Source organism: Fluviirhizobium alvei (assembly GCF_030551875.1).
GTDB lineage: Bacteria > Pseudomonadota > Alphaproteobacteria > Rhizobiales > Rhizobiaceae > Rhizobium_E > Rhizobium_E alvei.
The window spans coordinates 101,775-115,739 of the sequence record NZ_JAUOZU010000018.1 but is presented as its reverse complement, the minus strand read 5'-3'; the positions used below and the strand labels follow the sequence as shown (position 1 = coordinate 115,739).

Annotated in this window: 9 protein-coding genes; 5 read left to right on the top strand and 4 right to left on the bottom strand. The window is 60.3% G+C overall.

Features of this window, described 5'->3' with window-relative positions; translation table 11 throughout:
* Nucleotides 1-17: 17 nt before the first annotated feature.
* The 3 genes from Q4481_RS21515 to Q4481_RS21505 all read right to left on the bottom strand — a co-directional run bounded on the left by Q4481_RS21515 (nt 18) and on the right by Q4481_RS21505 (nt 6,667).
* The gene (locus Q4481_RS21515) at nt 18-1,556 is read right to left on the bottom strand and encodes a trimethylamine methyltransferase family protein (protein ID WP_304378472.1); all 1,539 of its coding nucleotides are present in this window, start codon (nt 1,554-1,556) and stop codon (nt 18-20) included.
* 210 nt (nt 1,557-1,766) lie between these two features.
* Nucleotides 1,767-4,223 carry a GcvT family protein gene (locus Q4481_RS21510; protein WP_304378471.1) on the bottom strand — a complete coding sequence of 819 codons (2,457 nt, stop codon included), beginning with the start codon at nt 4,221-4,223 and terminating at the stop codon, nt 1,767-1,769.
* Nucleotides 4,220-6,667, bottom strand: coding sequence for a GcvT family protein (locus Q4481_RS21505; RefSeq protein ID WP_304378470.1), 2,448 nt, complete (start codon nt 6,665-6,667; stop codon nt 4,220-4,222). Before Q4481_RS21505 ends, Q4481_RS21510 begins: the two co-directional genes overlap by 4 nt.
* 260 nt (nt 6,668-6,927) lie before the next feature.
* On the opposite strand from Q4481_RS21505, the gene Q4481_RS21500 reads away from it, so the two are divergent.
* From Q4481_RS21500 to Q4481_RS21480, 5 genes are all read left to right on the top strand, one after another.
* Entirely contained in the window at nt 6,928-7,833 is a 906-nt protein-coding gene (locus Q4481_RS21500) for an NAD(P)-dependent oxidoreductase (RefSeq protein WP_304378469.1), read from the top strand.
* 3 nt (nt 7,834-7,836) lie between these two features.
* Complete coding sequence (locus tag Q4481_RS21495; RefSeq protein WP_304378468.1) at nt 7,837-9,471, top strand: GMC family oxidoreductase; 1,635 nt, start codon at nt 7,837-7,839, stop codon at nt 9,469-9,471.
* A gap of 85 nt (nt 9,472-9,556) precedes the next feature.
* Nucleotides 9,557-10,474, top strand: a complete 918-nt coding sequence (locus Q4481_RS21490; RefSeq protein ID WP_304378466.1) for a LysR family transcriptional regulator — start codon at nt 9,557-9,559, stop codon at nt 10,472-10,474.
* A 210-nt stretch (nt 10,475-10,684) separates the two neighbouring features.
* A complete protein-coding gene (locus tag Q4481_RS21485; protein ID WP_304378465.1) occupies nt 10,685-11,890 on the top strand; it encodes an aromatic ring-hydroxylating oxygenase subunit alpha in 1,206 nt (401 codons plus the stop codon).
* Between the two features lie 86 nt (nt 11,891-11,976).
* Nucleotides 11,977-12,345, top strand: a complete 369-nt coding sequence (locus Q4481_RS21480; protein ID WP_304378464.1) for a potassium channel family protein — start codon at nt 11,977-11,979, stop codon at nt 12,343-12,345.
* A gap of 7 nt (nt 12,346-12,352) precedes the next feature.
* On the opposite strand, the gene Q4481_RS21475 is transcribed toward Q4481_RS21480, so the two are convergent.
* The gene (locus tag Q4481_RS21475) at nt 12,353-13,765 is read right to left on the bottom strand and encodes an aminotransferase (protein WP_304378463.1); all 1,413 of its coding nucleotides are present in this window, start codon (nt 13,763-13,765) and stop codon (nt 12,353-12,355) included.
* Between the last annotated feature and the right edge of the window lie 200 nt (nt 13,766-13,965).

Genomic DNA, 13,965 nt, shown 5'->3' with positions numbered 1-13,965 from the left:
GTTCTACCGCAATCCGTTCAGCAATAAATCTCCCACCGCTTCCGGATCGCCGCATCCGCCTCTGCATCAATAAGCGACGGGGCGGCTTCGGCCAGAATGCGGTTCTTGCGTTCGATGGCCTTCTGGATGAGGTCGGGCTTGCCGAGTTCGACCCATTCCTTCGGGCTCGAACGGTTGGCAACGACCGGGTAGACATATTCGGTCTGCATGACCTCGAGCGTCTGGTTATGGCCGAGATAATGTCCCGGACCTTCCAGGCAGACCGATTTCATCGTTTCGATCGACACCGAATCTTCGGTCACGTCGATGCCACGGATGCAGCGCTGTACCTGTCCCAGGAGGTCGTCACCCAGAACAAGCGATTCCAGGCAGAAACCGAGCAGCGATGCATGCATGCCAACCGATTCATAAATCATGTTGAGGCCGGAGAGGCCGGCCATAACATTGAGGATGCCCTGTTCCCAGCCCGCCTGCATATCCGGCAGCTTGGAATCCGACATGCCGCCGGCAGCCCCGCCGGGCAGGCCATAGAACTGGTGCATCTGGGCACAACCCGCTGTCAGCAGGCCCTGCTCGCCCGAACCGCCCGACATGGCGCCGGTGCGCAGATCCGACACAAAGGGCCAAGTGCCGAAGATGGCCGGGAAGCCGGGCGACATGGCATTGACATAGACCACGCCCGCCAGGCATTCGGCAACGGCCTGCACAATGGCCGTTGCCAAAGGCGCCGGCGCTGTGGCGCCGGCCTGACCCGCTGACAGCAGCAGGACAGGCATGCCCTCGCGGATGCAATGTTCCATCGTCTGGCAGCTTTCGGTCGCGAACTTCATCGGCGGCACGACAAAGCAGTTCGAGTTCGACACGAAGGGCCGCGCCCGCCACTTGTCCTCGCCGCCGGCGATCATGTGCAGCATGTCGAAGCCATCGGCGACATGGCTCGGATCCGAGAAGCTGGTGCCGACATGCTTGGTCGTGCCCGCACAGCAGGCATAGAGCGTGTTCATGTCCATCAGCAGATTGTCGGTCACGTCGCGGCAAACCATCGCTCGCTGGAAGAAATGGATGTTGTCGAGGTGGTGGACGAGCTTGGAGGCCGCCAGCAAGTCATGTGAGGTCGATTCACGGTATTCGCGCTTCTCGACATCGACGATATGGACGGCGGCGCCGGCGGTACCGAAATAGGTGTTGGTGCCCGAAAGATGCATGTCATATTTCGGATCGCGCCCGAAAAGCGTGATGTTGCGGGCCGCTTTCGCCAGCATGTCCTCGACCAACGCACGCGGAAATCTCAGCCGTCCGTCATCGCCCAGTATGGCGCCAGCCTTCGTCATGATCTCGACGCCCGACTCGGGTGCCTGACTGAGACCGATGACCTCGAGCGCCTCAAGAGCTGCCTCATGGATGCGCTTGACGCCTGCCTCCGTCAGCGGCTTGTACTGGCCGCCCGGCAGACCGGGACGGATGGGGCGCAAATTTTCGGCAAGCGGTGCCGAGCGAGCGGCGACGCGGGCTGCGCGACCGCCGGATCGGCGGCTGACGGGGGAAAGTTCGTTCATGGCTGCTCCTCACCTCATCTGTTGGTCCCGCACCTCAAGGCGCAGGACATTAGCACTGTCTGCATGGGGACCTCCCCCTCATCCGGCCCTGCGGGCCACCTTCTCCCCAAGGGGAGAAGAGGCAAGACGCGACCCTTTCCTGCCTCCTCTCCCCCTGGGGAGAGGTCCGCCGAGCGCAGCGGAGGCGGGGTGAGAGCGTGACCCCCCGCCCTACATCCGCACCCGTTCCGCCTTGGGATCGTACATCGGCACGAGCGAGGCGGTGGCCGGCACACGCCGACCGGCAATTTCGATCTCATAAGACGAGGCAAGCAGATCCGCCTCGGTTTGACCTTCGCAGGGCACATAGCCCATGCCGATGGCACCACCGAGGAAATGGCCATAATTGCCGGACGTGATCGTCGAAACGATCTTGCCATCGCGGACCACAGCCTCGTTGTGGAACAGGAGCGGCTCCGGGTCGTTCAATCGGAACTGTACCATGCGGCGCTTGAGGCCCTCTTCCTGCACCCGAAGCACCGCATCGCGACCGAGAAAATCGCCCTTCTTCGTACGTACGGCAAAGCCGAGGCCCGCTTCCAGGACGTGATCCTCGTCGGTAATATCGTGGCCGAAATGGCGGAAGGCCTTCTCAATACGGCAGCTGTCGAGCGTGTGCAGGCCGCAGAGCTTCAGCCCATGGGCAATCCCTGCCTCCTCGATCGCCTCGAACACATGGGCGGTCTGATCGGACGAGACATAGAGTTCCCAGCCCAGTTCGCCGACATAGGTGACGCGATGGGCGCGGGCGAGGCCCATGCCCACTTCGATCTCGCGCGCGGTCCCGAACGGATGGTGCGCGTTGGAAAGGTCGTTCGGGCTGACGGACGCCATCAGATTGCGCGCCTTCGGCCCCATGATGCAGAGCACCGATTCCGCCGCCGTGACATCGGTGATCACGACGAACTCGTCGCCGGTCAGGTTCTTGCGCAGCCAGGCCAGATCGCGCTGCAGCGTGGCACCGGGCACAACGAGGAAGAAGGCCGTTTCCGAAAGCCGCGTCACGGTCAGGTCGCTCTCGATACCGCCGCGCCTGTTGAGCATCTGGGTATAGACGATACGACCGGCGGGCACATCCATCTGGTTGGCACAGAGCCGCTGCAGGAAAGCGAGCGCATCGCGGCCTTCGACACGGATCTTGCCGAAGCTCGACATGTCGAAAAAGCCCACACCGGTGCGGACCGCCATATGCTCGTCGCGCTGGTTCTCGAACCAGTTCTGACGCTTCCAGCTATAGCGATATTCGCGCTCCTGACCTGGCTTGGCAAACCAGTTGGCCCGCTCGTTGCCCGCAACCTCGCCGAAGACGGCTCCTCTCGCCTTGAGATGTTCATGCAGGGGCGAACGGCGGACACCGCGGGCCGTTGCCATCTGGCGGAAGGGAAAGTGATCGGCATAGAGCAGGCCAAGCGTTTCGGAGACGCGCTCACGCAGATAGGTGCGGTTCTTCTGGAACGGTTGCACGCGACGGATATCGACCTCCCAGAGGTCGAACGGCGGTTCGCCATCGTTCATCCATTGCGCCAGCGCCATGCCGGCACCGCCGGAGGAAACGATGCCGATCGAGTTATAACCGGCAGCGACCCAGTAGCCCTTCAACTCGGGTGCCTCGCCGAGATAGTAGCGATCATCGGGCGTGAAGCTCTCGGGCCCGTTGAAGAAGGTGTGAATGCCGGCCGTTTCCAGCATCGGCATACGGTTGACCGCCATTTCGAGGATGTGCTGGAAATGGTCGAAATCTTCCGGCAGCTGATCGAAACAGAAATCGGCCCGGATCGCTTCCCCCTTGGCCGGCCAGGGTTTGGCCTTCAGTTCGAAAGCGCCCACAAGCATCTTGCCGGCATCTTCCTTGTAGTAGGTCGCCTCGTCCGGCACGCGCAGCACCGGCAACTGCTTGAGCCCAGTGATCGGTTCGGTGACGATATAGAAATGCTCGCAGGCATGCAGCGGCACGGTCACGCCCGAATGAGCAGCGAGATTGCGGCCCCACATGCCGGCCGCATTGACGACATTGTCGGTTTCGATCGTATAGGTCTCGCCATCCTGCTCGCAGGTCACACCGGTGACGCGGCCATCTTTGGTGCTAACGCCGGTAACGATGACCCCTTCGATGATGGTCGCACCGTTCTGGCGTGCGCCCTTGGCCAAGGCCATGGCAATGTTGGCCGGATCGCACTGGCCATCGAGCGGCAGATGCACGGCCGCCTTGATATCCCCGACATTGAGATGCGGGTACATCTCCTTGACTTCCTGCGGCGAAATCTCGCGCACATCGACATTGAAGGCCCGCGCCAGCGATGCCTGACGGTAGATCTCCTCCTTGCGCTCGTCGGTCAGCGCAACCGTCATTGAGCCGTTCTGCTTCATGCCGGTGCCGATACCGGTTTCGGCTTCAAGCCGGACATAGAGATCGGCGGAATATTTCGCGAGCCGGGTCATGTTCTGGCTTGCGCGCAACTGGCCGATCAACCCGGCCGCATGCCAGGTGGTGCCGCAGGTGAGCTGCTTGCGCTCGAGCAGAACGACATCCGTCCAGCCGAGTTTCGCCAGATGATAGGCGACGGAACAACCCGAAACACCACCGCCGATGATGACCGCGCGGGCCTTGGAGGGAATGGGCTTTTTCATGCGCGCAGCCTTTCATTGGCGGGATCCCACAGCGGCTTGTCTTCCTGCACCACTGCCTTGAAACGATCCCCGAAGATTTCAACCTCGATTTCGGTACCCGGAACGGCCAGATCGGCACGCAACATGCCAAGCGCCACCGATTTGCCGATCCGGAAGCCCCAGTTGCCGGAGGTGGTTTCGCCAACCACCTTGCCATCGTGCCAGAGCGTCGACATGTAGGGCGCATCGCAATCGCCGGCATCGACCACGAGCGTCACGAAACGCTTGCTGACGCCCGCCTGCTTTTCGGCCAACAGGGCTGCCTTGCCCTTGAAACCATCCTTCGACCAGTCGACGAACCGTTCGAGCCCGCCCTGCAGGATCGTGTAATCGGTCGAGAGATCGCCCTTCCAGGCGCGGTAGCCCTTTTCGATGCGCAAACTGTCGAGCGCTTCCATGCCGAAAGGCTTGAGACCATGGGCCTGGCCGGACGCCCAGACAGCATCGAATACCGCTTCGGTATCCTCGACCTTGGTATGCAGTTCCCAGCCCAGTTCGCCGGCAAAGGACACGCGAACGAGTTGCAGCCAGCGACCGGCAATCTGGCACGACTGATGCGTGAGCCAGGGCTTGGTGAGATCGGCATCGGTGACAGCCGCCAGAATGTCGCGCGATTTCGGACCGGTCAGGATCTGGCAGGAGAACGCTACCGTCACATCCTCGATCGTAAAGGCGGCATCCTTCGGCATGTGCTTCTTGAGCCATTCGAAATCATGCCATTGCGCCGTTGCAGCCGTGATCAGGAAGAAGAAATCCTCGGTAATCGCCATCACCGACATTTCGGTGACGATGCGTCCCTTGTCATCGGAGAAGTAAGCGAGGCCGATCCGGCCCGGCTTCGGCAGCTTGCCGGTGATCAGACCCTTGAGCCATTCGTCAGCACCCGCGCCCTTGACGCGATAGCGGGAAAAGCCGGGGAGGTCGAGGATACCGGCGGCATCGCGCACCGCCAGGCATTCCTCCTCGATGCGCGGGCTCCAGGGGCCCTTGCGGGCCCAGGTCTGGGTGGCTTCTTCGGAAATGTCGTCACCCGGCTTGGCATACCACATCGCCCGTTCCCAGCCATTGTAGGGCTTGAACTGGGCGCCGAGCGCCTTGATGCGTTCATGGATTGCCGATTTCTTGCGGTCGCGGCCTGCGGGCCAATAATGCTTCGGAAAGTGCATCGCATATTCATGGCCGTAGATTTCCATGCCCTTGGCGACGCAATAGTCCTGATCGGTGTAATCGGTGTACCGGCGTGGATCGCAGGACCACATGTCCCATTCGGTCTCGCCATGCATGACCCATTCGGCCAGCACCTTGCCGGCGCCACCCGCCTGGCAGATGCCGAAGGTAAAGACGCAGGCCTCGAAGGCATTCGGCACGCCGGGCATCGGGCCGATCAGCGGATTGCCATCCGGCGCATAGGGAATCGGGCCATTGATCATCTTCGAAAGGCCCGCCGTACCGAGGATCGGCACCCGCTCGATCGCATCGTTCAGATACCATTCCAGCCGCTCGAGATCGTCCGGAAACAGCTGGAAGGAGAAATCCTCTGGCATCGGGTCGTCCTTGGTCACCCAATGCGCCTTGCAATTCTTCTCATAGGGGCCGAGATTCATGCCGTACTTCTCCTGGCGGAGATAGTAGGAACTGTCGACGTCGCGCAGGAGCGGCAGTTTGTGACCGGCCTCCTTCGACCAGGCTTCAAGCTCTGGAATCGTGTCGAACAGCATGTACTGGTGGCTCATCACCATCATCGGCACATCGCGACCGAACATCTTGCCGACTTCGCGGGCATAATAACCGGCAGCATTGACGACATATTCGCAGCGCACCTCGCCCTTCGGCGTCACGATCACCCACTCGTCATTCTCGCGGCGAACCGAAGTCACCGGGCAGAAACGGATGATCTTCGCACCGAGATCACGCGCACCCTTGGCAAGCGCCTGGGTGAGCTGGGCCGGATCGATATCGCCATCATAGGGATCGTAAAGCGCACCGGTCAGGTCATGCGTTTCGACGAAGGGATATTTGCTGCGGATTTCATCCGGCGACAGGATATCGAGATCCATGCCCTGGTAACGGCCCATGCCGACCACGCGCTTGAATTCCCGCAGCCGCTCGTTGGAATGGCCGAGGCGAACGGACCCAGTCACATGGTAGTTCATCGGATAATCGACCGCTTCACCGAGCGTGCGATAGAGTTCTGCCGAATAGCGCTGCATGTTCATCAGCGACCAGGACGCGGAAAAGGTCGGCACATTGCCGGCCGCGTGCCAGGTCGATCCCGCCGTCAGTTCGTTCTTTTCGAGAAGAAGGCAGTCGGTCCAGCCAGCCTTGGCAAGATGATAGAGGCTGGACGCACCAACCGCGCCGCCACCGATGATCACCACCCTCGCCGTACTCGGCAATTCAGACATACGAACCTCCCTTTCTCAGCCTGGCAATGAGCTTAATTCTACATTTGTGAAATTCCAACGAGTTTCACGGTCGCAACGCTGGCTGGCAAACAAAGGATATGAGGCCAATGCACAAAGAAATTTTGTGCGAAGACGGGACCACTATTGAAAATTGGCGATTGTCACAAAATAATCGACCCCTCAGCTTGGAATTTCTTCGTTTGTCTGGCGATGCGCGGCTTGGGAAAACGGTGCATCGACATTTTCGCGAGGGATAAAGCATGCGCTACGGTTTCATCGGTCTCGGCAATCTCGGCCAGCATCTGGCAGGCAGCCTTATCCGCGAGGGCTTTGACGTGACGGTCAACGATCTCGATCGCGGCAACGCCGAAGTGCTGATCGCCAAGGGCGCCAAATGGGCCGATGATGCCCAGTCGGTCGCCGAGGCGGTTGATCACGTGATCACCTGTCTGCCGTCGCCGAAGATTTCCGAAGCCGTTCTCACGGGACCGCGCGGCATTCTCGCCGGTTTGAAATCGGGCGGAACCTGGATCGAAATGTCGACCCTAGATCATAACGAAGTGGCCCGCCTGTCGGCAGTGGCCGCTTCGAAGGGCATTCGCATGATGGAATCGCCGGTCACCGGCGGCGTTCATCGCGCCGCAGCCGGCGATATCACGGTGATTGCCGGCGGCGACAAGGATCTCTTCGAACTGCATCGGCCTGCGCTCGAAGCCATGGGCGGCGAGATTTTCCATGCCGGACCGCTCGGCAAGGCAGCGATCATCAAGGTCATCACCAACATGCTCGCCTTCATCCATCTCCTGGCAACCGGCGAAGCGCTGATGCTGGCCAAGAAGGGCGGCATCGACCTCACGGATGCCTTCAACATCATCAAGGCTTCCTCAGGCAATTCTTTCGTCCACGAGACGGAGGGCCAGGTCATCCTCAACGGCTCCTACAACATCAACTTCACCATGGATCTCGCCGTCAAGGATCTGGGTTTTGCCCTTGGCTTCGGCAAGGAATTCGGCGTCCCCCTCGACCTTGCCGGCCATACGTTGCAGACCTTCATTCGTGGCCGCAGCACCTATGGTGGCGATGCCTGGTCTTCGAAGATCGTCAAGCTGCTTGAGGATGCGGTGGGGACGGATCTGCGGGCCCCGGGCTTCCCGGCGGAACTCTGACCCATGGTCGAAACGCTTGCCACTTTCGATTACGTGATCGTCGGCGCCGGCTCCGCCGGCTGCGTTCTCGCGGACTATCTGACGCGAAGCGGTCGACATTCCGTCGCGATCATCGAGGCAGGCGGATCCGACCGCAAGCTTTTCGTCCAGATGCCGCTCGGTTACGGCAAGACCTTCTTCGACCGGTCGATCAACTGGAACTATAGAACTGAACCGGACCCCGGACTGAACGGTCAGCAGGATTTCTGGCCGCGCGGCAAGATCCTCGGCGGGTCCGGCTCGATCAATGCCATGGTCTGGATCCGTGGCGATGCGCGCGATTTCGATGACTGGGCCAGCGAAGGCAACAGCGGCTGGTCCTATCGCGATGTCCTGCCGGTCTTCAAGGATCTGGAGGATAACGAGGCCGGTGCCGATACCTGGCGTGGAAAGGGTGGACCGCTTCATATTACCGACCAGAGCCGCCGTTGCCATCCGCTTGCCAATCGGTTCGTCGCGGCGGGTGTCCAGGCCGGGTTTCGCCATAACCGGGATTTCAACGGTGAGAGCCAGGAAGGCGTCGGCATCTACCAGATCAACACCAAGAGGGGTTTGCGCCATTCCGCAGCGCGCGCCTTTCTGCGCCCGGCACTCAAGCGAAAGAACCTGACGCTCTTCTCTGAGGTTCTGGCGACCCGCCTCGTTTTTGAAGGACGCCGCGTGACCGGCATCGAAGTGGAACGAGCGGGCATCCGCCAGTTCATCCGGGCACGGGGCGAGGTAATTCTGGCCGCCGGCGCCGTCAATTCGCCGCAGTTGCTGCAATTGTCGGGCATAGGGCCTTACGCGCATCTTGCCAGTGTCGGCATTGAACCGAGGCTCGACAGTCCGGCGGTTGGCCATCATCTTCAGGATCATCTCGGCATCAACTATGTCTTCCGGGCCAGGACACCGACTCTCAACCAGACACTCGGCCCCTGGTGGGGCAAGGCACGCGCCGGCATCGAATATCTGCTCGGCGGCTCTGGCCCTCTCAGCCTCAGCCTCAACCAGGGTGGCGGTTTCGTCAAAACGCGTCCGGAGGCCGAAAGGCCGAATATCCAGCTCTATTTCCAGGCCATCAGCACGCACGAGGCCAAGAAGGGCACTCGCCCGCTTCTCTATCCCGATCCCTATCCGGGTTTCGCGATCGGCCTCTCAAGCTGTCGTCCGAAGGCACGCGGCTCCATCCTGATCCGGTCGTCGGACCCTTGCGATGCACCGGCCATCCGTCCCAATGCCTATGGTGGCGAAGGCGATCTCGAGGATATGCTCGATGGCGTGAAACTGATCCGCCGGATTGTCAGCCAGCCGGCACTCTCCGAGATTACCGATGAGGAACTTGCGCCAGGCAAGGCAATCGTCAGCGACGAACAGCTGATCGATGATTTCCGCAGCCGTTCCGGTACCGTCTATCATGCCTGCGGAACCGCCCGCATGGGCAAGGACCCGCGCCAATCCGTCGTCGATGATCGTCTGCGGGTCCACGGCTTTTCCGGATTGCGGGTGGCGGATGCCTCGGTTTTCCCTTCGGTGGTTTCCGGCAATACCAACGCCCCCACCATGATGGTGGCAGCAAAGGCCTCAACCATGATCCTCGAAGAGGCCGACGGGCGTTGAAGCCGGCGGGCTGCAGGGCTGTTTTGCAAAAGCGCCGGACTTGTGCTTAGAGTCTGGCCCTATTGCAAATATCCCTCCGGCCAAAATGACCGATCACAATCCTTTTTCCGGCTATCAATTACCGCCCCTGGCCTGGTTGCGCGCCTTCGAGGCAGCCGCACGCCATCAAAGCTTCACGCTTGCGGCAACCGAACTCAACCTCACGCAGGCAGCCGTCAGCCATCAGGTTCGCACGCTCGAGAAGCATCTGGGCGTCACCCTGTTCAAGCGCTTGCCGCGGTCCCTGATGTTGACCGAAAAAGGTGCCGCCTACCTGCCGCCACTGCGCAACGCCTTCGACGAACTGGCAGCCGCGACGGCCGGCCTCTTTGGCCCGGTGGGAAAACGAACCCTGTCGATCCGCGCACCGATTTCCTTTGCTGCCCTGTGGCTCGCACCAAGGCTTGACGATTTCATCAGCCGCTGGCCCGATATCTCGCTGCGCATGTCGACCGTCGTCTGGGCTCCATCACTCAACGATGATCCGGCCGATGTCGATATCCGTTACGGAGATGGCAACTGGAGTGGTGCCCGATCGACCTTGCTGTTGCGGCAATCGGCAGTGGCCGTCTGTTCACCCGGCATGGCAACAGGCGAGACGGACCGCGACCGGCTGGCGAGCCTCTTCACCGGCAGGCCGCTGATCCATGTGACGGGCTACGACAATCTCTGGAAGAAGATGGCATCCGCCCATGACATCCACGTCCTGAACGCCACCAGCATCAACATCGATACTACCATCTCCGCGCTGGAAATGGCCGCTTCCGGCGTCGGCCCGGCAATCGTTCTTGAAGCGCTGGCCGAACCCTATATCCGCAAGGGCGCGCTTGAGCCTGCCATTTCAACGCGGCTCACGATCGACGAATCGCACTATCTCGTGCAGCCCGAGGGCCAGAAGCGGCTGACCGCTGAAGCGATGCTTTTTTCGGACTGGCTGAAATCGCAGGCGGCCGATCTCGTCTGATCATCGCTTTCATGATCCCGTTTCCGGATCGTCTGGCGGCCGCTGAACGGCCAGAAACGGCGGTCTTTCAGGCCATCTCCTTGATCCTGCTTCCGGAATTTCCGTTTTTCCGACACGAACGCGCACAAAAACAAATTTCCGTCAACCTATTCCAAATAAACGATAATTGTGATTATATTGAATGGATATTCAGCAAATACGGAGGCCGCGATGAACGAAATGATCAGGGACCTCACCATTCCCGCCGACTGGGATCGACGCGGATTGCCCGGATGGACCTACCATTCGGAGGCACTTTTCGAGCTCGAGAAGCAGCATATTTTTCGCGAACATTGGCAGATCGCCTGCCATGTGTCCGATCTGCCCGAGCCGGGAAATTACCTTTCTCTGGATATCGTCGGCGAACGGGCTTTGATCCTGCGCGGACAGGATCATGTTGTCCGCGCCTTCCACAACATCTGCAAACATCGCGGCTCCCGCTTGGTGGCGGACGAGAAGGGCGCCTGCCGCAATGCGCTGGTCTGTCCCTTCCATGGCTGGGTCTATAATCTTGACGGAACCCTGCGCGGTCCGGCCCGGCCCGACAGTTTCCCGCCGCTCGACAAGAAAGCCTTCGGCCTGACCGAGATCGATTGCGAGGTCTGGATGGGCTTCGTCTTCATCCGTTTCGAAAAGGGACCGCAGGCGAGCATTGCCGAAACCATGGCGCCCTTTGCCGAGGAACTGGCCCATTACAAGCCGGAGATCGCAATCCCAACTGCCGGAACCTGGACGCAACTGTCGCCGGTCAACTGGAAATCGGTGCGCGATGTCGACAATGAGGGCTATCACGTTGCCATGGCGCATCCGGCGCTGCAGGATCTCTATGGTTCGACCTATTATGACGAGCCGTTCGTCAACGGACTCTGCCGGTCATTTGCCACTTACAACCCGCATGCCGGCCGCCGCTGGAGCGTGCGCCAGTATGTCAAGATCACGGAAGAACCGGAACGGCTGCCGGAAAAGCTCAAGAAGGCCTGGATCTACTATGGCCTCTTCCCCAACACCGTGATTGCGGTGACACCGGAAACAATTCAGTTCTATCAGGAGTTCCCGCTCGCAAAGGACAAGACCCTGCTCCGGGGCGCTGTCTATCGCTATCCGGAAGAAACCCGTCGCCAGCGACTGGCCCGCTATCTCGCCGCCCGTATCGATCGCGATACCCAGGCCGAGGATGTACAGCTGACCATCTGGTCCAATGAGGCGATGGGCTCGAAGAATTACAGCCACTTCTACCTCTCGGATCTGGAATACGGCGTCCGCACCCATCATGACCATCTGCGCAATGTCCTGCCGGTGATGACGTTGGACAAGGCGCCGGAGGAAAAGGAAATGGCAACACTGAACGACAGGATGCGGCTGGCGAAATCAGGCTAGCCGAAATCGTCGGATGAGCCTTCACCCGACTTGTCGGCAGTGCGGAGCGTTTGCTACCAACCGCAATCGACGGATTGGAGAGCAGGATGGTTTCGTTCGGATTTGCGCTGGTGCGCCTCTTAAAAGGGCTGATCCGGGGGTTTCGAGACCCGGATTTTCGCGCCTTGCTCTTCGTTCTGGCGCTGGTGCTGCTCGGCGGCACCCTCTTCTATCATCAGGCGGAAGGCTGGAGCTGGGTCGATTCTCTCTATCGCTCGACGATGATCCTTGCCACCATCACGCCGGAAGGCTTCGTACTCACATCGGACATGGCGAAGCTTTTCACCGTCGTCTATGTGATCGCCGGTCTCGGCGTCATGATCAGCTTCGCGGTCACGCTCGGCCGGCATATTGCCCAGCCGAGCGCTATCCGCAAATATCTTTCCGAGAAGATGGACCCGTCCGACGAAGGCTGAGGTTGCCTCATCCCTTCCAGAGACCTTCGCGAACCAGTTCGTCCTGTGTCAGCCGGATGCTGCGATCGAGAATGTCTGCCATCTCGTCGATCTGGTTTTCGGAAATCGTCAGCGGCGGGCTCATCACGCACATGTTGATCAGCGGCCGCACAAGCAGACCCATTTCCTGGCAATGCTTGTCGATCCGCTTTCCGACTTCAAGATCGAGCGTCAAAGGATTGTTGGAAACCCGGTCGGCCACGCATTCGATGCAGGCCATCAGGCCAAGGCCGCGAACCTCCCCGACCAGCGGCAACGCCTCGAGCGCCTTTAGCCGTGACTGGAAATGACCGGAAATCGTTCGTGCCTGCTCCAGAAGCCCGTCTTCCAGAATATCGAGGTTCTTGAGCGCGACCGCACACCCGATCGGATGGCTGGAATAGGTCAGACCATGCGCAAACATTGCATCCGAATGGTTCGACTGCCTGAGATCGGAAAAGAGCCGCGACGCAATCATCACACCGCCGAGCGGAAAATAGCCGGATGTCACGCCCTTCGCGAAGGTGATCATGTCCGGCTTGATGCCGAAGACATCATCGGAAGCAAAGACCTGGCCGAGCCGCCCGAAGGCGGTGACGACTTCATCCGAAATATAGAGAATGTCATGCTCGGTGCAGAGCGCACGCATGCGCTTGAGATAGTCACCGGGCGGAACGATGACGCCGCCGGAGGCCTGGATCGGCTCGGCAACGAAGGCGCCGATCCGCTCTGCGCCAGTGGTTGCGATCAATGTGCGGAACTCCTCGACCAGACCGTCACAGAACGCCTCGACGCTCACGCCCGATGGCCGCCGGAACGGATTGGGCGATGAGAGCTTCAGCACAAGCTGGCTCGCGGAATCCATCCAGTCATGATCGCGCGGCCGCCCGTTGAGCGAAGCGGAAAGATAGGTCGAGCCATGATAGGCTCCCTCCCGCGAGACGATCAGTTTCTTTTCCGGTCGCCCCCGGACATTGTTATAGAACTGCATGAAACGCAGCGCGGTCTCGACCGCCGACGAGCCGCCGGTCGTATAGAAGACGTGGTTCATACCCTCGGGCGCATGGCCGGCGAGACGCTCGGCAAGAACCGCCGAGGGCGCATTCGTCGTGTACCAGGGTGAGTTGTAGGAGAGATCCATCGCCTGATCATAGAGAACCTGCGCCAGTTCCGGCCGGCGATGGCCGACATTGACGCACCACATGCCGGCAGGACCATCGATCAGCCGGCGCCCGGTGTGATCCGTCACGTAGATGCCCTCGCCGCTCTGGATCAGTCCGCGCGCTTCCGCTCCGATCGAACCCGAGGTCGGCCAGGGCTGCACCAGATGGCGGGTCGCAATATCCTCGATTGCAGCGGCGCCCGACGGACTGACATCAGCCTCTTCACGTATTGCCGCCATTTTCAATCCTCTCAAAAACGTTTCCAGACAGCCCAATCAATTGGGCGTAAACGGAAAATCAAAATTATTTTGAATATCCGTTCAATCAATATTGCAGAATTAGCTCTTGATTTCAATCCCGATTTGCGCTCATCCTAACAGCATAACAAGGGGAGAACGGCGCATGCACACCGAACTGTGGCAAGCTCCGGCGCGCACGA

Coding starts and splice junctions, on each gene's coding strand:
- Q4481_RS21515 (WP_304378472.1), bottom strand. CDS start 1,556: ATGAACGAACTTTCCCCCGTCAGCCGCCGATCCGGCGGTCGCGCAGCC.
- Q4481_RS21510 (WP_304378471.1), bottom strand. CDS start 4,223: ATGAAAAAGCCCATTCCCTCCAAGGCCCGCGCGGTCATCATCGGCGGT.
- Q4481_RS21505 (WP_304378470.1), bottom strand. CDS start 6,667: ATGTCTGAATTGCCGAGTACGGCGAGGGTGGTGATCATCGGTGGCGGC.
- Q4481_RS21500 (WP_304378469.1), top strand. CDS start 6,928: ATGCGCTACGGTTTCATCGGTCTCGGCAATCTCGGCCAGCATCTGGCA.
- Q4481_RS21495 (WP_304378468.1), top strand. CDS start 7,837: ATGGTCGAAACGCTTGCCACTTTCGATTACGTGATCGTCGGCGCCGGC.
- Q4481_RS21490 (WP_304378466.1), top strand. CDS start 9,557: ATGACCGATCACAATCCTTTTTCCGGCTATCAATTACCGCCCCTGGCC.
- Q4481_RS21485 (WP_304378465.1), top strand. CDS start 10,685: ATGAACGAAATGATCAGGGACCTCACCATTCCCGCCGACTGGGATCGA.
- Q4481_RS21480 (WP_304378464.1), top strand. CDS start 11,977: ATGGTTTCGTTCGGATTTGCGCTGGTGCGCCTCTTAAAAGGGCTGATC.
- Q4481_RS21475 (WP_304378463.1), bottom strand. CDS start 13,765: ATGGCGGCAATACGTGAAGAGGCTGATGTCAGTCCGTCGGGCGCCGCT.